Genomic DNA, 18,840 nt, shown 5'->3' with positions numbered 1-18,840 from the left:
GCCTGACTTCGCCTACTTAATTATCTCGCGGAAGATGCACTTCTCGACGCCTTCCCCCGATACCGCGACGCGTTTCGACCATTGCCAGAGCGGGTTCCAGTAGGACTCGATCAGCGTATCGACGGCCTTGCGGTCGTCGACGATGTAACCGAACTCCTGCAGGTTCACCGGGTACATGTTATCGGAGCCGATGTAGAAGACCCGGTCGTCGACCATCCAGAGCTTGGAATGGTTTGCGATGGTCTTGTTGCCCGGCCAGGAATCGTCCGGTCCGAAACGGAACGGCGCCAGGTGGAAGCGGCTGCACAGCATCGCATTCACCGGGTCGGGGCCTTTGCGGATGGCATAGCGCGACCTTGGATCGGCCGTGTCGATGCGCTTCTGCACATTGTCCTTGATACGCTTGGCCAGCGCCCGCAGCGGCACGTCGTTGTAGTACGGGCTGCCGCCATTGCCGATCGAGCCGGGATTCGACAGCACGACATAGACGTCGCCGTCGCGCTCCATCAGGTCGACCATCTCGTCGAGCGCGCTTTCCGGGAACAGCGTGTCGGACCGCCCCAGCCGAAAGCCCAGGTCCTGCTGCGAGACGCGGATGGTCCTGCGGGCGGCGGCGAACATCAGGTCTCGCGCCAGCTCGCTCTGGTTGGCAAAGTCTTCGGTGATGCCGGCGCCCAGCCGGCCGATGCCCATGATTTCTACGCCGCCCGTGCCGCCCGCCGTGCGACGCGTTGCCAGCGCGGCCGGGCAACGCTGCCCCAGCTCGCTTTGGCCGGGTGTATAAGTGACCAGCGAGATCGAATCCTTGTAGTTGAGATTACTGCAAACATAGCTCCACAGCCGATCGGCAAAGCGCGAAGCGCTCGCCGCCGCCGGTCCCTTCACCTGCATGGAGAGGTCGTGCACGGGGTTATCGGTGAGATAGTCCTCGGTCCAGAGATTGTGGCCGCCGACGATGGCTTCGCTTCCATCCACGACGATGAACTTGCCGTGGTTCCACGAGAAGCTGTTGCACGATTCGAGGACGGTGCAGGTCCGCATCGCCGAAACACTGACGGTCACGCGCGAGCCCGGAATGTTTCGCGCAGTCTCGACCAGCTCCTTGAGGAACGCCGCCGCATCGACGCCCTTGGGCGGAAACTGCCCGATCAGCACGCGCACCTCTATCTGACGGCGACTGAAGGCCAGCTCGGCAATGGCCGCCTTCAGTGCGGTGGTGAACCGTCCGGTCGGCGCGGGCTGCAACTCGACGATGTCGACGCTCCGTCGGGCACTGGCGATCAAGTCGTGGATCCGGAGCGGCAGTGCATCCGAATGGCCAAGACAGACTTTCCGAGTGGTGGTTCGCAGGCCGGGCGTGCGCGGCCAGATCGCGGTGCAGGTCCCGCCCTTGCAGTCGGCATCGGTGCTGCAGGCCGGCAGCGAGATGTCGGGCTCGCAGTCCTTGCAGTCCATGGCGAACCAGGTGAGATCGTCGGCCCGGCGGCCCCAGCGGTTGGGCGTCTGCACCAGCCAGTCGACGAGCAGGCTGTTGCCGCGCGTCAGGTCGTAGGTGATCCCGGCAAAGGCGCCGGCCGGGTCGCTCTTGGCGAGCTCGCGCTGGAGCTGCTGCAGCGGATCGGGCGCGGCGAGATCGGGCGGCCGGATGTCGCGGTCCTTCATCAGGGCCACGATGGAGGTGGACGATCGCAGGAGTCCGAAATCGCGCTCGGCCTGGCTGTCGCTCACCGCACTGCTGGGCAGGTCTCCGCTGCAGGATCCGACGACGGCCAGGACCAGCAGCAACACGAAGCGTCTGAACATGGACAGGGACTTAATCGGGTCGCAGACTGCAGCGCAATCAATGGTTCGAGAGAAACGGATTTTCACAATGGCCGAAGCGCTCCTGCAGACCACCGTCGTCGGTTCCTACCCCCAGCCGGACTGGCTGGTGGACCGGCAAATGCTCAGCAAGGGCGTGCCGCGCACCCGCGTGAAGGAGCTGTGGCGTGTCTCCGAGCCGTATCTGGAGCAGGCGCAGGATGACGCCACCCTGCTGGCCATCCGCGACATGGAGCGCGCCGGCATCGACGTCGTCACCGACGGCGAGATGCGCCGCGAGAGCTATTCCAACCGCTTCGCGACGGCGCTCGAAGGGATCGACGACGAGAACCCGGCCGAGATCGTGAACCGCAGCGGCAGCCGCACGCCGGTGCCGCGGATCGTGGGCAAGATCCGGCGCACCGGGCCGGTCGAACTGCGCGACATGCAGTTCCTGCGCGCCAATACCGACCGGCTGGCCAAGATCACCCTGCCCGGTCCTTTCACCATGGGCCAGCAGGTGAAGGACGAGTTCTACAAGGACGCCGAGGCGATGTGCATGGACTATGCCGCCGCCGTGAACGAGGAGGCGCACGAGCTCGTCAAGGCCGGCGCCGACGTGATCCAGCTCGACGAACCCTGGCTGCGCAACAATCCCGACGAGGCCAAGCGCTACGCCGTGAAGGTGATCAACCGCGCCCTGCAGGGCATCACGGTGCCGACCGTCATCCATCTCTGCTTCGGCTATGCCGCCGTCGTGAGCGGCCTGAAGCCCACCGGCTATTCGTTCCTGCCGCAGCTTTCCGACACGATCGCCCAGCAGATCTCCATCGAATCCGCCCAGCCCAAGCTCGACCTCGGCGTCCTGAAGGACCTCGCGCCCAAGAAGGTGATGCTGGGCGTGATCGACCTCAGTGATCCCGAGATCGAGACGCCGCAGAAGGTCGCCGACCGCATCCGCGCCGGCCTGAAGCATATCGGGCCGGACAAGCTCCTGCCGGCTCCCGATTGCGGCATGAAGTACCTGCCGCGCGAGACCGCGTTCGGGAAACTGAAGTCCCTTGCCGAGGGCGCCGCGATCGTCCGGAAGGAACTCGCCTAGCGGCCGGTGACGCCGCCATTCGGAGAAACGGTCACCTGCTTCTCCACGCCGTTGCGCGTCGCCTTGCCGGTCCATTGTCCATCCGGGCCGCGACGCAGGCCGTGCACGTCCTTGTAGTGCAACGACTGCAACTGCTGCTTCACGCCGGCGCTGCCCGCAAGCGGCGCCGGTGGCTTGGTCTGGGCGGCGACAGGGGTCGCCATCACCAGCACGACAAGGACGGCTATCGCCTTCAAGAGGCCAGCCGTCCCTTCAGGACCGTGCCCGTCAGGGCGCCGGTCGCCTCGCCGTCCTGGAAGGCGACGGCGCCGTTCACCAGGGTCGCCTTGATGCCCTCGGCCTTCTGGACTAGGCGGCGCGCGCCGCCGGGAAGGTCGCGCTCGACCGTCGGCAGGCAGGGCCGGATGCCGTTCTCCTCGAACAGGACCAAGTCGGCCTGGTAGCCCGGGCGCACCAGGCCGCGGCCCTTCATTTCCCAGGCGACGGCATTGTCGTGCGTGATCTTCTTCACCGCCTCTTCGAGTGTGAAGGCACCGCGCTTGCGCACCCAGTAGCTGAGAAGATGCGTCTGCAGCGACGAGCCCATCTCCTGCGCGACGTGGGCACCGGAGTCGGAGAAGGTCGCCAGAGTGCGCGGATGCTTCAGGATGCCGAGCACGTCGTCCGGCGTCTCGTTGACCAGCGGCTGGACATAGACCTGGTTCTCGTTGGCCAGCGACAGGTCGATCATGACTTCGACCGGATGCTTGCCACACGCCTTGGCGAGCTGTTCGACCGTGGGATCGTCCCAGTCGACACCGTTCAGAGCGTACAGGTTGGCATAGTCCGGCTTGCGGGGATCGGTGGTCGCCGCCCCTCCGCCCTGGAAGACGTTGTCGCGCGGTTTCATCCGCTCTTCGGCCGCCACCAGTTCGCGCCGCACCTCGGGATCGGCCAGCCGCCGCTTCTGCTCGTCCATCGGCAGGTCGCGGACCTTGCGCCACGCCGGCAGCACGTCGAACGGCAGATAGGATTTCAGCGAGAAGATCGCATTGATCGACCGCGTCGTGCCCTGGCCGAACATCCGTCCACCGGCCGCCACGGTCTCGTCGATGTAGCGTGTCTGGTAGGCCCAGCCCGTCGGATCATCGCCCTGCTTGGTCGCCAGCACACCGAACATGATTGGACGCCTGTAGGTGAGCGCCACCTCGCGAAGGCGCGCGAGGAAAGCGCGGTGCGCCGCGCCGCTCGCAATGTCGGGACCGACCTGGAAGATGCCGGCATCGAGTTCGGCCATCGCCGCCACGATGCGGTCGATCTCCTCCCACTCGGCGATGCGGCTGGCGACCGGAGTATTGTCCGGCGTCACGTGCGTGGAGGCGCGCGAACTGGAGAAGCCCATGGCGCCGGCCTTCAGCGCTTCCTTCACGAGATCGGCCATGCGGACTATCTCGTCCTCGGTCGCCTTCTCGGTGAAGGCCCGCTTGCCCATGGCGTACATCCGCAGCGCCGAATGGCCGATATACATGCCGTAGTTGATGGCCTTGGGTAGGCGCTCGACGGTCTGGAGATATTCCGGGAAGGTCTCCCAGGTCCAGTCGATGCCAGCCGCCATCGCCTCGGTCGGGATATCTTCCACTGCGGAGAGGCAACGCGCGTAGAGATCGCGATCCTCGGGTTTGCAAGGAGCGAGTGCGAAGCCGCAATTGCTCATCACGACCGACGTGACGCCATGCCAGCAGGAGCAGCTTCCCAGCGGATCCCAGGCGACCTGCGCATCCATGTGCGTATGGCCGTCAATGAAGCCCGGCGAGACGATCAGCCCATGGGCGTCGATGGTCTTCGATGCGGGCGCGGTGATGCGCCCGATCTCGGCAATCCTGCCGTCCTTGATGCCGATATCGGCCGTGAAGCGCGGGGCGCCGGAGCCGTCGACGACCGTGCCGCCCCGAATGACTGTATCGTAGGCCATCACAGGCGATCCTTGTTCTCGACGATCTTCCAGTAGGTGTCCTTGGCGGAGATTTTTCCGCCGCGGAACGTGTAGATGTCGCAGCCCTGGTAGTTCAGATCCTCGCCGTCGGCGCCCTTGCCCTTCACGGTCCAGACCGAGATCGCCCGGTTGCCGGCGTAGATGTACTCCTTGTGGTCCCAGCGCATGTCGGGGATCACCTTGAAGCGCTCGGCGAGCGTCCTGCGGATCGTCTCCTTGCCCTTGAGCGTGCGGCCCACCGGCTCAGGCCCGCGGGCCAGCCAGAAAGTGGCGTCGTCTGTGAAATGGGAAACGATGCGGTCGACGTCGCGGCTGTTGAAGGCGGCGGAGATCGCCTTCATGAGCTCAGGCGTGGCGATATCGGTATTTGCGGCTGTAACGTCCGGCATACGAAACCTCCCGATCTGGCTTTTGTCGACGATTGCAGGCTTCTCCCCCTCCGGCAAGCGGACCGCCACAACCGGCCCTATCCGTGCTAGCGTGGGCGCAATAAACGGGGAAACGCCAAGTGTACGACTACATAATCGTCGGCGGCGGGTCGGCAGGCTCGGTCATGGCCAATCGGCTGTCCGCCCGGAGTGCCAACAAGGTGCTCCTGTGCGAGGCCGGTCCGGACACGCCGCCCGGCCAGGAGCCGAAGGAAATCGCCGACAGCTATTCCGGCACGGCCTATTTCGATCCCCGTTTCCACTGGACCGACCTCAAGGTCCATACCCAGGTCGTCAGCCACAATAATCCGCAGGAGAACCGCCCGCCGCTGCGCAAGTACGAGCAGGCGCGCGTCCTGGGCGGCGGCTCCTCGATCAACGGCCAGATGGCCAACCGCGGCGCGCCCACCGACTACGCCGAATGGGAAAGCCGCGGCGCCGCCGGCTGGGGCTGGAACGACGTCCTGCCCTATTTCAAGAAAGTCGAGCGCGACCTCGATTTCGACGGCCCGTTTCACGGCAAGGATGGCCGCATCCCCGTGCGCCGCATCCCGCGCGAGAAGTGGGCGGGCCACGCCCAGGCCGTAGGCAAGGCCTTCGAGGCCAAGGGCTTCAAGTACCTGCCCGACCAGAACGGCGAGTTCGTCGACGGCTATTTCCCGGTCACCCATTCCAATGCCGAGGAGCGGCGCGTCTCGGCGGCCATGGGCTATCTCGACGCCGAGACCCGCAAGCGCGCCAACCTCAACATCTCGACCGACACCCAGGTCATGTCCCTGCTGTTCGAGGGCACGCGCTGCGTCGGCGTCACGGCCCGCGTCGCCGGCAAGGAGCAGGAATTCCACGCCCGTGAGGTCATCCTGTCGAGCGGCGCCATCCATTCACCTGCGCACCTGATGCGCGCCGGCATAGGCCCCGTGGGCCAGCTCGCCGAACTGGGCATCCCCGTCGTCTCGGCCCTGCCCGGTGTTGGCCAGCGGCTGATGGACCATCCCTCTATCGCACTGTCCTCCTTCATCAAGCGCAGCGCGCGCCTGCGCGAGCACACCCGGCGCCACATCCATGTCGGCCTGCGCTACTCGTCGAACCTGCCGGGCGTGCCGAAGGGCGACATGTTCGTGGCCGTGGTCAGCAAGTCGGCCTGGCATGCGGTCGGCGAGCAGATCGCCTCGCTGCTCACCTTCATCAACAAGACCTATTCCGAGACCGGCCAGGTGAAGCTCACCTCGCGCGACTGGCGCAGCGAGCCCCTCGTCGAGTTCAACCTGCTGTCCGACAAGCGCGACCTCGACCGGCTGATGAGCGGCTTCAAGCTGATGGCCGCGGTGCAGATGACCGATGCGCTGCGCCAGGTGAGCGACGCGCCCTTCCCGGCCGCCTACAGCGACCGGGTGCGCCAGATCGGCGTGGTCAATGCCAAGAACAAGTGGCTGACCCGCTTCGTGGCGACGCTGCTCGACGGGCCGGCGGCGCTGCGACGCTACATGATAGACAACTACGTCGTCGAAGGCTTCACCTTCGACCAGGTGATGAACGACGACGATGCGCTCGAAGCCTTCGTGCGCAAGGCGGCGATCGGCGTGTGGCACGCCTCCTGTACCTGCCGCATGGGCCGCGACGACGATCCGATGGCCGTCGTCGACACGCAGGGCCGGGTCCGCGGCGTGCAGGGCCTGCGGGTCGTCGACGCCTCGATCTTCCCCGTGGTGCCCTGCGCCAACACCAATTTCCCCACCCTTATGACGGCCGAAAAGATCTCGGAAGCCGTCCTCGCCGCTCACTGAGGAGCAAGCCTATGTCTGTCGTTCTGGGTAGCGGCGAGCACCGCTATCGCGTGGTCGAGAACTGGGCGAAGCTGCCCGACGGTTGGGAGTTCCGCGACGTCGCGGCCGTCGCCGTCGACGGCAAGGACCGCGTCTACGTCTTCAACCGCGGCGAACATCCGATGATGGTGTTCGACAAGGACGGCAACTTCCTGCGCTCCTGGGGCGAAGGCCTGTTTGGTCGCGCCCACGGCATCCATATCGACAGCGACGACAATCTCTACTGCACGGATGACGGCGACCATACGGTCCGCAAGATCACCACCGACGGCAAGGTGCTGATGACGATCGGCGTGCCAAACCAGCCCGCGCCCTTCCTGAGCGGCAAGCCGTTCAACCGCTGCACCCATACGGCGCTATCGCCCAAGGGCGAGATCTACGTCTCGGACGGCTACGGCAATTCACGCGTCCACAAATACTCGCCCGACGGCAAGCACCTGATGTGCTGGGGCACGACCGGGACCGATCCCGGTGAGTTCAACATCGCCCACAACATCGCCACCGACGAGGATGGCTGGGTCTATGTCGCCGACCGCGAGAACCACCGCGTCCAGGTGTTCGACGGCAACGGCAAGTACGAAGCCCAGTGGAACAACATGCACCGGCCTTGCGCCCTCTACTGCTGCGGTGGGGCGAAGAACCCGACCTTCATCATCGGCGAGCTCGGTCCCGGTATGCCGGTGAACAGCAAGCACACCAATCTCGGTCCCCGCCTGTCGATCGTCGACAGCAAAGGCAAGACGCTGGCCCGCCTCGGCGGGCAGGACGGTCCCGGCGAGCAGACCGGCCGTTTCCTGTCGCCGCACGGGCTGGCGGTCGACTCGCGCGGCGACATCTATGTCGGCGAGGTGAGTTACACCAACTGGCCGAGCACCTTCCCTGGCACCCCGGTGCCGAAACACCTGCGCTCGTTGCAGAAACTAGAGAAAGTCGTCTGAGGAGAATGGTTATGGTTGAACGCGTACTCGTCGTCGGGCCCAAGGACACGTTGTCGATGGTCGACGACCTCGCCCCCAAGGGCTACGAGATCATCAAGGCACTGCATAATTCGCCGGAGCAGAAGGCCGCCCTGCCCGGCGCCCACTATTTCATGGGCTTCATCCAGCAATATGTGACGCCGCAGCTCTTCAAGGATGCGCCGAACCTCAAGCTCATCCAGATGCTGAGCGCCGGCTACGACCGCGCCGACCTCGAGGCCGCCCGCAAGAGCGGCGTGCCGCTGTGCGCCAATGGCGGCGCCAACTCGGTCGCCGTCTCCGAGCACGCGATGCTGCTGATGCTGTCGGTCTCGCGCCGGCTGATCACCCAGCACAACAACGTCACCGCCGGCCGCTGGCACGGCAACTCGCCGCCGACCGTCCACGAGGTGCGCAACCGCGTGCTGGGCATCGTCGGCCTCGGCACGATCGGCAAGAAGGTCGCCAAGCTGGCGCTCGCCTTCGGCATGATCGTCCACTACTACGACATCGCCCGCCTGAAGGAGGAAGAGGAAGACGCGCTGGGCGTCCGCTTCCGCCTGCTGCCCGAGATCCTGAAGCACTCGGACATCATCTCGCTGCACGTGCCGCTGAACGACTCGACCCGCCACATGATCGGCCAGGACGAGCTGGCCGCCATGAAGAAATCGGCGATTATCGTGAATACCTCGCGCGGCCCGGTGATCGACGAGAAGGCGATGACCGCCGCCCTCTCGGCCGGCAACCTGTTCGGCGCCGGCCTCGACGTGTTCGACGAGGAGCCGACCCCGCCGGACAATCCTCTCCTGAAGCTCGACAACGTCATCCTGACCGCGCACCTCGCCGGTCCGACCTTCGAGAGCAACATCACCCGCCTGCGCAACGGCTTCGACAACATCCAGAGGGTTGCCCGCGGCGAACCCGCGCTCTGGGTGGTGCCTGAACTGCTGGAGCCCAAGAAATGAGCCGGATTGCCCGTAGAACTCTCCTGGGAGCGGCGCTTGCCGCTCCCTTCATCGCGCGCGAGGGCTTTGCCCAGGGCGACTGGCCCAAGGGTCCGGTCAAATGGGTCGTGGCCTTCGCAGCCGGCGGCGCCGCCGACACGGTGGCGCGCAACATCGGCGTGCGCGTCGCCGAGATCATCGGCCAGCAGGTGATCATCGACAACCGCACCGGCGGCAACGCCGTCGTCGCCGCCAACGCCGTGCTGCAGGCGCCACGTGACGGCCAGACCTTCCTGGTCGACGCCGCCAACCAGATCACCAATCCCTTCCTGATGAAGGACCTGCCCTTCGACTACCTGCAGACCTGGCTGCCGGTCAGCCAGCTCGCCAGCTTCCCGCAGGTCGTCGCCGTGAAGCAGGACTTCCCGCCGAAGACCATCCAGGAATACATCGAAGCGGCGAAGGCCAAGCCCGGCACGATCAGCTACGGCACGCCGCCGGCGGCCGGCATGGCCCACATGGCGGGCGAGGAACTGCAGCGCCGCGCCGGCATCAAGCTGATCCACGTGCCCTATCGCGGCGGCGCCGACGCTGCGCGCGACATCGGCGCCGGCGCCGTCGATTCGGTGATCATCACCACCAACTCGATCCGCCCGCCTGTCGCGGCCGGCCGCGCGCGCGTGCTGGCGGTCACCAGCCTCAAGCGCTCGGTCGCCTTCCCCGATGTGCCGACCCTCGCCGAGAGCGGCTATCCGGGCTTCGACCTCAACGACTGGAACGGCCTGTTCGCCGTCACCGGCACGCCGCCGGCCCTGGTCGATCGCATGCAGGCCGTGGTGGCCGAGGCGATCAAGGATCCGAAGGTGAAGGAACGGCTCGATCCGACCGGCGCCGATCTGGTCGCCAGCACGCCGGCCGAGTTCAAGACCTGGCTCACCGGCCAGCGCGACCTGCTCGGCAAGCTGATCGCCGAGGCCGGCATCAAGCTGCAGTAGAAGTTCGCCGCCCAATTCTTCCACCTCCCCCCGTCTTACGGGGAGGCCGGGAGGGGGAAAGCAACGCGAAGAATTTGGGGCAAGGTCGGGGTCTGTAGCCTTCCCCCTCCGGCCCTTCGGGCCACCTCCCCCGTATGACGAGGGAGGAAAGCTGTTAAGCGGTCTGCAGCTTCAGCCGGTAGGTCTCGTCGAACTTGAGGATGGCCGCGAACGAGACCGCGGCGGCGATCATGATCATGAAGGCCGGGGTGTAGTCGTTCTCCGTCCGGTCGACGAGCCAGGTGGCCACCAACGGGCTGAGGCCGCCGATGACACCCAGGGTCATGTTGTAGCCCAGCGCGATGGCGGTGCAGCGGATCTCCGCCGGCACGGCCTCGACCATCAGGGCCGGCTGGCCGCCGATGAAGGCGCCGACCGACAATACGAAGCCGAACTGGCCCAGCAGGACGAGCTCGGGCTGGCCCTGGTGCATCAGCCAGAAGAACGGCAGCGCGCCGACGAATCCCAGGGCCGCCGCGCCCAGCATCATGGGGCGCCTTCCGTAGAGATCGGACAGCCAGCCCATCAGGAGCATGACCGGCAGCATCACGGCCATGCTGGTCGAATTGATCGCCAGCGCCGTGGCCGGTGCGATGTTGTCGGCGAACTGCAGCCAGCTCACGATGTAGACGAACATCAGGTAGAAGCCGACCGAGTTGAACACCGAGAGCGCGGCGAGCTTGCCGAGCAGCGGCCCATGGTTGCGGATCGTGTCGAGCAGCGGCGACTTGGCCGAGGGCTTGCGCGGCGCTTCTTGGACATGACGGCGCAGGATGACGCCGGCCAGGCCGACCAGCAGCCCGAGCAGGAACGGCAGGCGCCAGCCCCAGCTTTCCAGCGCCTGTTCCGACATCACCGAGGCCAGCAGCGCGCCGGTCGCCGAGCCCAGCAGGATGCCGCCGACGGCGCCGCAGCAGCCCAGGGCGCCCACGAAGGCACGCCGGTTGGGCGGCGACTGCTCGATGATGAAGATGATCGAGGTCGTATATTCGCCGCCGACCGACAGGCCCTGCACCATGCGGAGAAGCGTGAGCAGGATCGGCGCGGCGATGCCGAGCGTCTGGTAGTCGGGCAGCACGCCGACCAGGAAGGTCGGAACGGCCATCGCCGCCACCGAGAAGGTGAGCGCCGCACGACGACCGAGCCTGTCGCCGATCGCCCCGATCACCGCCCCGCCCACGGGGCGCATCAGGAAGCCCACGGCGAAGATGCCGAACGCCGCCAGCACCTGCGCGACGGGATCTTCGCTGGGAAAGAAGGCCCGTCCGATCGCGGCGGCGAAGTAGCCGTAGATCGCAAAGTCGTACCATTCCAACACGTTACCAATAGCGCCGGCCGCAATGACCCGGCGCGTGTTGCCTCGCTCCATCCCCCGCTCCCCCAAGCCTCGAGCCGGCCGACGAATCAGCCGTAGACGAACGCCTTATCCTCCAGATCGATGGCCGGAAACACGTTCTTTTCGCCCCAATAATCCTGCGTGTGCTGCCATTCCGGCTTGTCGCCGCGCTTGGGCAGCAGATGCATGCCGCGCATCAGGTAGCCCGGATTGAAGTTCTCCGGATCGATCCAGGGCAAAAGCGCCATGTCCTTGTCCTCGGGCCGCAAGGCGACCTCGACCTTGTGGGCCTGGCGCTTCTCCATGTGGTCCAGCAGGCGGCAGACGAAATCGGCCACGAGGTCCGAACGCAAGGTCCAGCTCGCCCGGAAATAGCCGAACACCCAGGCCATGTTGGGCACGCCGGTGAACATCATGCCGCGATAGGTCACGGTGTCGGCGAAGTCGACCGGCTTGCCGTCCACGGCAAAGGCGATGTCGCCCATCACCGACAGGTCGAAGCCGGTCGCCGTCACGATGATGTCGGCCTCCAGCACCCTGCCCGACTTGAGCTTGATGCCTTCCGGCACGAACCGGTCGATCTCGTCCGTCTCGACCGAGGCCTTGCCGGCACGAATGGCCTTGAACAGGTCGCCGTCGGGCACGAACGCGATGCGCTGCTGCCACGGCCGGTAGCTCGGCGTGAAATGCGGCTCCATCGGGAAATCCGGTCCGACATGGGCACGGACGCCGGCCAGCAACTCGGCGCGCACCTTGTCGGATTCCTCGAAGGCGCGCCGGGTGAACACCGACTGGTCGTGCAGGATCTTGCGGCGCACGATCTCGTGGATCCATTCCTCGTCGACCTCGAGCTGGCGCAGCGTCTCGGCGAGCTCGATGGCGTTGCGGCCGGGAATGAAATAGGTCGGCGTCCGCTGCAGCATCGTCACATGGCCGGCCTTGTCGGCCATCGCCGGGATGACCGTTGCCGCCGTGGCACCGGAGCCGATCACGACGACTTTCTTGCCCGTGTAGTCGAGGTTCTCCGGCCAGTTCTGAGGATGGACGATCTGGCCCTTGAAGCTCTCCGTGTCCTTCCATTCCGGCGTGTAGCCGACCGAATGGCGGTAGTAGCCCTGGCACATCCACAGGAAGCTGGCGGTGAAGCGGACCGCCTCGCCCGTGTCGGTCCGCACGGCCTCGATCGTCCAGAGATTGTCCTGGCTCGACCAGGAAGCAGACTCGATGCGGTGGCGGTAACGGATGTGCCGCGCCAGATCGTTCTCCTCGATGACCTCGCCCATGTAGGCCTTGATCTCGTGGGAGGTGGCGATCGGCTTGCCCTTCCACGGCTTGAAGCGATAGCCGAACGTGTGGAGGTCGCTGTCGGAGCGGATGCCGGGATATTTGTGGGTGAGCCAGGTGCCGCCGAAGCTCTCCTGCGTCTCCAGGATCACGAAGCTGCGGTCGGGCGACTGCTTGGTCAGGTGATAGGCGCCGCCGATGCCGGAAATGCCGGCGCCGACGATGAGGACGTCGAAATGCTCGGTCTTCGCGGCCACTTGCCGCGCCAGGCTGGTATCCGGCATGGGAAGTCTCTTTCCTTGCTGATAATCTGACACCAGTCTTGCTTGAACATGAGCGTCGAAGCCAGCCCCCAGATGCCACGAGTCGAAACCGACCGGAAACGCCGTGGTGTCCTGTCAATTGTCCTTGCCGTCCTGGTGGGCGTCGTCGTCGCTCTCGGCCTCGCCGAAGGCCTGACCCGCCAGCTCTTCCCCGCCTTCGATCCCTCCGGCCGCTTCGAATTCACCTATCCGGTGGGATCTTTGCTTCTCGGCAAGCCCGGCACCGAAGCCCGCCAAGTCAAGAATACCGGCGATTACGACGTCTCCGTCCGCATCAATTCGCACGGGCTGCGCGACACCAACGATGTGGCTACGGCGGGCTCGGACGACATCCTCGTGGTGGGCGATTCCTTCACCTGGGGCTGGGGCGTCGAGGCCCAGGACCGCTTCTCCGACCAGCTCCAGATCCTCACCGGCCGTCGGACCTTTAATCTTTCGACGCCCACCGATATCGAAGGCTACGCCGCCCTCCTCGCCTACGCCAAGACACTCGGTTCCAGGGCCGGCCGCGTCGTCGTCGCTGTCTGCATGGAGAACGATCTCCGCCTCTACAGATACACAAGGGAAGGCCCGCCGCCGGACGGTGCGCCCGAACTGAAGGAATGGCTGTCGAGCCATTCGGCCCTCTATCTCCTCGCCGTCACGGCGATTCAGCAGACGCCATGGCTGCGGGACATCGCGGTGAAGGCCGGCCTGATCGTGCCGAACCTCGAGGGCATCGCGAAGAACGAGTACGACCCGGCGATCATCGAAGCCTCCGCCAATCGGCTCCGGAACATCGCGGAGCGCTACCGCACGCTCGTCGTGCTCATCCCGTCGCGCGCCCTCTGGGTCGGCAACGCCCGTGCCGTCGAGGATCGGGTCCACACGGCCTTCGTCGTCGCCCTGCAGCGGCGTGGCATCGACGTGCTGGACCTGCAGCCGGTCCTGGAGGCACAAGGTGATCCGCTCTCCTACCACTTCGCCAACGACGGCCACTGGAATGCCCGCGGCCATGCCCTCGCCGCCCATGCCATCAGCCAGCATCTCGCCCGCTAACGGAAGAACGCCATGCACGACAAGGTCGACGTCCTGATCATCGGCTCCGGCGCTTCCGGCGCGGCGGTGGCCTGGAGCCTCGCCGACACGAAGATGCGCATCCTCTGCCTCGAACAGGGCGACTGGGTGAAGCCGACCGACTATCCGACCAACGGCCGGGACTGGGAGGCGCGGCTGTTCAGCGACTTCGCCATCAACCCCAACCGTCGGGCGCGCGAGACCGACTACCCGATCAACAACGGCACCTCGCCGATCCAGGTCGTGAACTTCAACGGCGTCGGTGGCAGCACCATCATGTACACGGCGCACTATCCGCGCCTGCATCCGTCGGACTTCCGGGTGAAGACGCTGGACGGCGTGGCCGACGACTGGCCGGTCGACTACCAGACGCTGGAGCCATTCTTCGCCGAGAACGACCGCATGACGGGCGTCGCGGGCCTCGAGGGCGATCCCGCTTATCCGCACCATGCGCTGCCGATGCCGCCCCTGCCGCTCGGCAAGACCGGCAAGTGCTTCGGCCAGGCGATGAACAAGCTCGGCTGGCACTGGTGGCCGTCGGACTCAGCCATCGCCACGACCGAGTATGACGGCCGCGCACCCTGCATCAATCTCGGCCATTGCACGCCGGGCTGCGCCCAGGGCGCCAAGGCCAGCACCGACGTCACCTACTGGCCGCACGCGATCCGCGCCGGCGCCGAACTGCGCACGCGCGCACGCGTCCGCGAGATCACGGTCGGCCCCGACGGTCTGGCGACCGGCGCCATCTACTACGACGCAGAGGGAAAGGAGCACTTCCAGCCGGCCGAGATGGTGATCGTGGCCTGCAACGGCATCGGCACGCCGCGCCTGATGCTCAATTCGGTGTCGGCCAAGTTCCCCAACGGCATCGCCAATTCGAGTGGGCTGGTGGGCAAGAACCTGATGTTCCATCCGTTTGCCCATACCTACGGCTATGTCGACGAGCCGATCGATGGAAACACCGGCGCGCAGCTCTCGCTGTGGAGCCAGGAATTCTACGAGACCGACCGGGAACGCGGCTTCGTGCGCGGCTACACGCTGCAGCTCCATCGCGGCGCGGGCACGATCGTCGACGCGATCGCCAACACCGCGCGCGGCTTCCTGCCCTGGGGCGAGGCGCATCACGACGTCTACCGCACCATCTTCAACCGCAAGCTCGGCCTCTCGGCGATCTGCGAGGACCTGCCCGAGGAGCACAACAGGGTGACGCTCGATCCGGTGCTGAAGGACAGCAACGGCATTCCCGCGCCGAAGATCGACTACACGCTGAGCGACAACACGAAGAAGATGATCGCCCACGGCGTCGCACGCTCGAAGGACATCCTCGAAGCGGCCGGCGCGAAGAATGTCGGAAGCGATGCACCGATGCTCAATGCCGGCTGGCACCTGATGGGCACGGCCCGCATGGGCACCGATCCCGACCGGTCCGTGGTCAACGAATGGGGCCGCAGCCACGACGTGAAGAATATGTTCATCGTGGACGGCAGCATCTGGGTCACGTCCGGTGGCGTGAACCCGACCTCGACCATCCAGGCGCTGGCGCTCTACATCGCCGACAACATCAAGCGGCGTCTCGCCGACGCCACCCTCTTCGACTGAGGCCGACGCACATGACCTACGACACCCTGAGCGACGCCGAGACCCGCGACCTGCGCGCGCTGGCCGGCCTGATGATCCCCTCGAGCGCCGCCTACGGCGTGCCCGGTGCCGACGACGATCTGATCTTCGGCGATATCGTGAAGAACCTGGAGCGCGACACGGCGGATACGCGGACGGCCCTTGCGCAACTGGCCGGCCTGTCCGGCGGTGCGTTCGCCGATCTCACGCCGGAACGCCGCGCCGAGGTCGCCGCGCGCTTCAAGGAGGAAGGCGGCGCTCCCCTCTTTGCCCTCAATCGAGTGGTACTGCTCTGCTACTACCGCGACGACCGTGTGATGCGTTCGCTCGGCCAGGAGCCGCGCTCGCCCTTTCCCAAGGGCCATGTCGTCGACCAGGGCGACTGGTCGCTGCTCGACCCGGTGCGGAAGCGCCCGCCGATGTGGCGGCGGGCCTGACGCCGCCCGTCAGGTCTGACCGCGGGACTTCAGCACGTAGCCCATTGCCCGGAAGCTCGAATCCTTCTGGATCGCCGCGGTGATCCGCGGATCGCCATGGGGATTGCTGAGGGTATTGAGCACATCGGTCTGGGTCTGGCAGGACGCCGCCACGTTTGCGGCGAGCGATCGGGTACTGTTGCTGAAAGCATCGGCCAGATGGACGTTCGCGATCAGGCAATTGTCGCGGGCTTCGTAGGCATCGTTGATGCTCTTCATCAACTTGGGATCGGACAGGCCGGCGTTGGCCATGGAACTCGCCGCCTCGCAGCCTCCCAGCAGCACCGGAAGAAGCACCACGACCGCCTGCAGGGATGTCCTCATCGCCTTCATCCACTCTTCCCGTTTGTAACGCCCAGCAACAAAATTACGCCAGGCCCGGCCTGTCAAGGCCGGGCCCGGTTCGCTCTCCTAGTGGCGGCTGATCTCGGCGCGGCCGACCACCATGTGATGGACCTCGTCCGGGCCGTCCGCGAAGCGCAGGTGGCGCTGGTTCATGTACATTTCCGACAGCGGCGACCACTGCGAGATGCCGGTGGCGCCGTGGATCTGCATCGCCTGGTCGATGATCAAGCAGGCCTTCTCCGGCACCATCGCCTTGACCATGCTGATCCAGACGCGGGCCTCGCGATGACCGAGCACATCCATCGCCTTGGCAGCCTTCAGCACCATGAGGCGCATCGCCTCGATCTCGATGCGGGCACGACTCACCAGCTCGAGGTTCTTGCCGAGGGCGATCAGCTGCTTGCCGAACGCGGTCCGGGTCGAACCACGCTTGACCATCAGGTCGAGCGCCTTCTCGGCGGCGCCGATCGAGCGCATGCAGTGGTGGATGCGGCCCGGTCCAAGGCGGACCTGGCTGATCTCGAAGCCACGGCCCTCGCCCAGCAGCATGTTCGAGGCCGGGACGCGACAGTTGTTGAACTTGAGATGCATGTGGCCGCGCGGCGCATGGTCATGGCCGAACACGGTCATCGGTCCGACGATCTCAAGGCCCGGCGTGCCGATCGGCACCAGGATCTGCGATTGCTGGAACTGCGGCGAAGCGTCAGGGCTGGTCTTGCACATGACGATCATGATCTTGCAGCGCGGGTCGCCGGCGCCGGAGATGTAGTACTTCTCGCCGTTCAGCACCCACTCGTCGCCGACCAGCTCGGCGCGCGTGGCGATGTTCTTGGCGTCCGACGAAGCGACGCCCGGCTCGGTCATGGCGTAGGCCGAGCGGATTTCGCCGTTGAGCAGCGGCTTCAGCCACTTCTCCTTCTGCTCGGGCGTGCCGACCTTCTCCAGCACTTCCATGTTGCCGGTGTCCGGCGCCGAGCAGTTCAGCGATTCGGAGGCGAGCTGGTACTTGCCCAGCTCGGCGGCGATGTAGGCATAGTCCAGATTGGTGAGGCCGCGGCCGATCTCCGAATGCGGCAGGAAGAAATTCCACAGGCCCGAGGCCTTGGCCTTGTTCTTGGCGCCCTCGAGCAGCTCGAGCTGGCCCGGCGCCCAGCTCCAGCGATCCTTGCGGCCCTCGCCCAGGCGGAAGAACTCCTCGGTGATCGGCGCGACATTCTCGTCGATATGCGCCTTCACGGCGTCGAACAGGGGCTGCGCCTCCTTCGACATGGCAAGGTTGTTCAGTTCGGCGTCGAGATCGGGACGGACCGGCTTCTTGGTCGCGGCCGCTGCCTTCTGGGTCATTGAGGTTTCCTCGGTTTCGGTCGATCGGGCTTTCTGTTCAGCCAATCCCTACAGACCTCAGTTTTCCGGTCAATAGGCTGCTCCAGCTCTCCCCGGGGAGCCTGTATTCCTGAAGCGCATCGCCCAGCGACGGGCTCGGCAGCGTCGGATCAACCAAGCGGTGCCCCTCGAATGGATACGACGTATCGTGGACGCGCATTTGGTTAGCGCAATGAAAGGGTGGCCGGTATGGGAAGGCTCGATGGCAAGGTTGCTGCGGTGACGGGCGGGGCATCTGGAATTGGCGAGGCAACGGTCAGGCGTTTCGTCGCCGAGGGTGCCAGCGTGGCATTCTGTGATCGCGATGGCGAGCGTGGCCAGCGCGTGGCGGTTGAGCTCGAGGCCTCCGGGGGCAAGGTCGCCTTCACTCAAGCCGACGTCGGTACCGAGGCTGCGTGCCTTGCCTTCGTCAATGGCACAGCGCAGAAGTTCGGGCGCATTGACATCCTCGTCAACAATGCCGGCATCCGCAAATACGAGAAGATCGACCAAGCGAGCGCGGCCAGCTGGAACGAAATCCTCAACGTCAACCTGATGAGCTACGCCTTCTGCGCCAAGGCGGCGGTTCCGCTCATGCGTCACAACAAGGGCGGCGCCATCGTCAACGTAGCCTCCGTCCGCTCCGTCATCGCCGGCGGCGGCAACCTGCAGTACGACACCACCAAGGCCGCGATTGCGGGCCTGACGCGGGCGCTCGCCGCCGACCACTCGGCGGAAGGCATTCGGGTGAACGCTGTCGGCCCAGGCCCGATCTTCACACCGTTTCATCAGCGCCGTCTCGAAGCGGCGGGCGAAACCGTCGATCAGTACAACGCCAGGGCCGCGCAAGGCACGATGCTGAAGCGCCCGGGCAAGCCCGAAGAGGTCGCCGCCGCAATCCTGTTCTTGGCTTCGGACGACGCCTCTTACGTCACCGGCGCCCTGCTGTTCGTGGACGGCGGTATGACGGTACTATGAGCCA

At 65.8% G+C, this 18,840-nt stretch carries 17 protein-coding genes; 9 read left to right on the top strand and 8 right to left on the bottom strand.

Annotated features, from left to right (window positions below; genetic code table 11):
• Positions 1–12 precede the first annotated feature (12 nt).
• Positions 13–1,803: a phospholipase D-like domain-containing protein gene (locus AC1ROX_RS06895; RefSeq protein WP_493123768.1), complete on the bottom strand. Its 1,791-nt coding sequence runs from the start codon at positions 1,801–1,803 to the stop codon at positions 13–15.
• A gap of 67 nt (positions 1,804–1,870) precedes the next feature.
• On the opposite strand from AC1ROX_RS06895, the gene AC1ROX_RS06890 reads away from it, so the two are divergent.
• On the top strand, positions 1,871–2,902 hold the full coding sequence (locus AC1ROX_RS06890; RefSeq protein ID WP_493123766.1) for a 5-methyltetrahydropteroyltriglutamate--homocysteine methyltransferase: 1,032 nt from the start codon (positions 1,871–1,873) through the stop codon (positions 2,900–2,902).
• Here AC1ROX_RS06890 and AC1ROX_RS06885 read toward each other — a convergent pair.
• Genes AC1ROX_RS06885 through AC1ROX_RS06875 form a run of 3 tightly spaced genes read right to left on the bottom strand, consistent with a single transcriptional unit; the run spans position 2,899 to position 5,263 of the window.
• Positions 2,899–3,138, bottom strand: coding sequence for a hypothetical protein (locus AC1ROX_RS06885; RefSeq protein WP_493123764.1), 240 nt, complete (start codon positions 3,136–3,138; stop codon positions 2,899–2,901). The two genes, AC1ROX_RS06890 and AC1ROX_RS06885, sit on opposite strands and share 4 nt — an antisense overlap.
• Positions 3,135–4,853, bottom strand: a complete 1,719-nt coding sequence (locus AC1ROX_RS06880) for an N-acyl-D-amino-acid deacylase family protein (protein WP_493123762.1) — start codon at positions 4,851–4,853, stop codon at positions 3,135–3,137. The genes AC1ROX_RS06885 and AC1ROX_RS06880 overlap by 4 nt, the downstream gene beginning before the upstream one ends.
• On the bottom strand, positions 4,853–5,263 hold the full coding sequence (locus tag AC1ROX_RS06875; RefSeq protein ID WP_493123760.1) for a nuclear transport factor 2 family protein: 411 nt from the start codon (positions 5,261–5,263) through the stop codon (positions 4,853–4,855). The genes AC1ROX_RS06880 and AC1ROX_RS06875 overlap by 1 nt, the downstream gene beginning before the upstream one ends.
• Before the next feature lie 119 nt (positions 5,264–5,382).
• On the opposite strand from AC1ROX_RS06875, the gene AC1ROX_RS06870 reads away from it, so the two are divergent.
• Genes AC1ROX_RS06870 through AC1ROX_RS06855 form a run of 4 tightly spaced genes read left to right on the top strand, consistent with a single transcriptional unit; the run spans position 5,383 to position 10,020 of the window.
• Positions 5,383–7,086: a GMC family oxidoreductase gene (locus AC1ROX_RS06870; protein ID WP_493123758.1), complete on the top strand. Its 1,704-nt coding sequence runs from the start codon at positions 5,383–5,385 to the stop codon at positions 7,084–7,086.
• 11 nt (positions 7,087–7,097) lie between these two features.
• On the top strand, positions 7,098–8,063 hold the full coding sequence (locus tag AC1ROX_RS06865) for a peptidyl-alpha-hydroxyglycine alpha-amidating lyase family protein (protein WP_493123756.1): 966 nt from the start codon (positions 7,098–7,100) through the stop codon (positions 8,061–8,063).
• Between the two features lie 11 nt (positions 8,064–8,074).
• A complete protein-coding gene (locus AC1ROX_RS06860; RefSeq protein WP_493123754.1) occupies positions 8,075–9,046 on the top strand; it encodes an NAD(P)-dependent oxidoreductase in 972 nt (323 codons plus the stop codon).
• Complete coding sequence (locus tag AC1ROX_RS06855) at positions 9,043–10,020, top strand: Bug family tripartite tricarboxylate transporter substrate binding protein (protein ID WP_493123752.1); 978 nt, start codon at positions 9,043–9,045, stop codon at positions 10,018–10,020. The genes AC1ROX_RS06860 and AC1ROX_RS06855 overlap by 4 nt, the downstream gene beginning before the upstream one ends.
• A gap of 154 nt (positions 10,021–10,174) precedes the next feature.
• Here the strand turns inward: AC1ROX_RS06855 and AC1ROX_RS06850 are convergent, their stop codons facing one another.
• Together AC1ROX_RS06850 and AC1ROX_RS06845 are read right to left on the bottom strand one after the other, a co-directional pair.
• Complete coding sequence (locus tag AC1ROX_RS06850; protein WP_493123750.1) at positions 10,175–11,428, bottom strand: MFS transporter; 1,254 nt, start codon at positions 11,426–11,428, stop codon at positions 10,175–10,177.
• Between the two features lie 35 nt (positions 11,429–11,463).
• Positions 11,464–12,963 carry a flavin-containing monooxygenase gene (locus AC1ROX_RS06845; protein ID WP_493123748.1) on the bottom strand — a complete coding sequence of 500 codons (1,500 nt, stop codon included), beginning with the start codon at positions 12,961–12,963 and terminating at the stop codon, positions 11,464–11,466.
• 72 nt (positions 12,964–13,035) lie between these two features.
• On the opposite strand from AC1ROX_RS06845, the gene AC1ROX_RS06840 reads away from it, so the two are divergent.
• From AC1ROX_RS06840 to AC1ROX_RS06830, 3 genes are read left to right on the top strand one after another with little or no spacing between them, the layout of a single operon-like run.
• Positions 13,036–14,040 carry an alginate O-acetyltransferase AlgX-related protein gene (locus AC1ROX_RS06840; RefSeq protein WP_493123746.1) on the top strand — a complete coding sequence of 335 codons (1,005 nt, stop codon included), beginning with the start codon at positions 13,036–13,038 and terminating at the stop codon, positions 14,038–14,040.
• 12 nt (positions 14,041–14,052) lie between these two features.
• Positions 14,053–15,657, top strand: coding sequence for a GMC family oxidoreductase (locus AC1ROX_RS06835; protein WP_493123744.1), 1,605 nt, complete (start codon positions 14,053–14,055; stop codon positions 15,655–15,657).
• An 11-nt stretch (positions 15,658–15,668) separates the two neighbouring features.
• Entirely contained in the window at positions 15,669–16,112 is a 444-nt protein-coding gene (locus AC1ROX_RS06830) for a hypothetical protein (RefSeq protein ID WP_493123742.1), read from the top strand.
• Positions 16,113–16,121: 9 nt separating this feature from the next.
• Here AC1ROX_RS06830 and AC1ROX_RS06825 read toward each other — a convergent pair whose 3' ends face one another.
• Positions 16,122–16,475, bottom strand: a complete 354-nt coding sequence (locus AC1ROX_RS06825; protein WP_493123740.1) for a hypothetical protein — start codon at positions 16,473–16,475, stop codon at positions 16,122–16,124.
• An 87-nt stretch (positions 16,476–16,562) separates the two neighbouring features.
• On the bottom strand, positions 16,563–17,840 hold the full coding sequence (locus tag AC1ROX_RS06820; RefSeq protein ID WP_493123738.1) for an acyl-CoA dehydrogenase family protein: 1,278 nt from the start codon (positions 17,838–17,840) through the stop codon (positions 16,563–16,565).
• A 228-nt stretch (positions 17,841–18,068) separates the two neighbouring features.
• On the opposite strand from AC1ROX_RS06820, the gene AC1ROX_RS06815 reads away from it, so the two are divergent.
• Positions 18,069–18,836 carry an SDR family NAD(P)-dependent oxidoreductase gene (locus tag AC1ROX_RS06815; RefSeq protein ID WP_493123736.1) on the top strand — a complete coding sequence of 256 codons (768 nt, stop codon included), beginning with the start codon at positions 18,069–18,071 and terminating at the stop codon, positions 18,834–18,836.
• The last annotated feature ends 4 nt before the right edge of the window (positions 18,837–18,840 follow it).

This window comes from Reyranella sp. GW821-FHT14A01, assembly GCF_058803965.1.
This window is presented reverse-complemented; position numbering and strand designations above follow the sequence as displayed.

Bases quoted from the DNA above. Each gene is read 5' to 3' on its own strand.
- AC1ROX_RS06820 (WP_493123738.1), bottom strand. From the start codon at position 17,840: ATGACCCAGAAGGCAGCGGCCGCGACCAAGAAGCCGGTCCGTCCCGAT.
- AC1ROX_RS06850 (WP_493123750.1), bottom strand. From the start codon at position 11,428: ATGGAGCGAGGCAACACGCGCCGGGTCATTGCGGCCGGCGCTATTGGT.
- AC1ROX_RS06895 (WP_493123768.1), bottom strand. From the start codon at position 1,803: ATGTTCAGACGCTTCGTGTTGCTGCTGGTCCTGGCCGTCGTCGGATCC.
- AC1ROX_RS06815 (WP_493123736.1), top strand. From the start codon at position 18,069: ATGGGAAGGCTCGATGGCAAGGTTGCTGCGGTGACGGGCGGGGCATCT.
- AC1ROX_RS06890 (WP_493123766.1), top strand. From the start codon at position 1,871: ATGGCCGAAGCGCTCCTGCAGACCACCGTCGTCGGTTCCTACCCCCAG.
- AC1ROX_RS06840 (WP_493123746.1), top strand. From the start codon at position 13,036: ATGCCACGAGTCGAAACCGACCGGAAACGCCGTGGTGTCCTGTCAATT.
- AC1ROX_RS06830 (WP_493123742.1), top strand. From the start codon at position 15,669: ATGACCTACGACACCCTGAGCGACGCCGAGACCCGCGACCTGCGCGCG.
- AC1ROX_RS06880 (WP_493123762.1), bottom strand. From the start codon at position 4,853: ATGGCCTACGATACAGTCATTCGGGGCGGCACGGTCGTCGACGGCTCC.
- AC1ROX_RS06855 (WP_493123752.1), top strand. From the start codon at position 9,043: ATGAGCCGGATTGCCCGTAGAACTCTCCTGGGAGCGGCGCTTGCCGCT.
- AC1ROX_RS06835 (WP_493123744.1), top strand. From the start codon at position 14,053: ATGCACGACAAGGTCGACGTCCTGATCATCGGCTCCGGCGCTTCCGGC.
- AC1ROX_RS06825 (WP_493123740.1), bottom strand. From the start codon at position 16,475: ATGAGGACATCCCTGCAGGCGGTCGTGGTGCTTCTTCCGGTGCTGCTG.
- AC1ROX_RS06845 (WP_493123748.1), bottom strand. From the start codon at position 12,963: ATGCCGGATACCAGCCTGGCGCGGCAAGTGGCCGCGAAGACCGAGCAT.
- AC1ROX_RS06875 (WP_493123760.1), bottom strand. From the start codon at position 5,263: ATGCCGGACGTTACAGCCGCAAATACCGATATCGCCACGCCTGAGCTC.
- AC1ROX_RS06860 (WP_493123754.1), top strand. From the start codon at position 8,075: ATGGTTGAACGCGTACTCGTCGTCGGGCCCAAGGACACGTTGTCGATG.
- AC1ROX_RS06865 (WP_493123756.1), top strand. From the start codon at position 7,098: ATGTCTGTCGTTCTGGGTAGCGGCGAGCACCGCTATCGCGTGGTCGAG.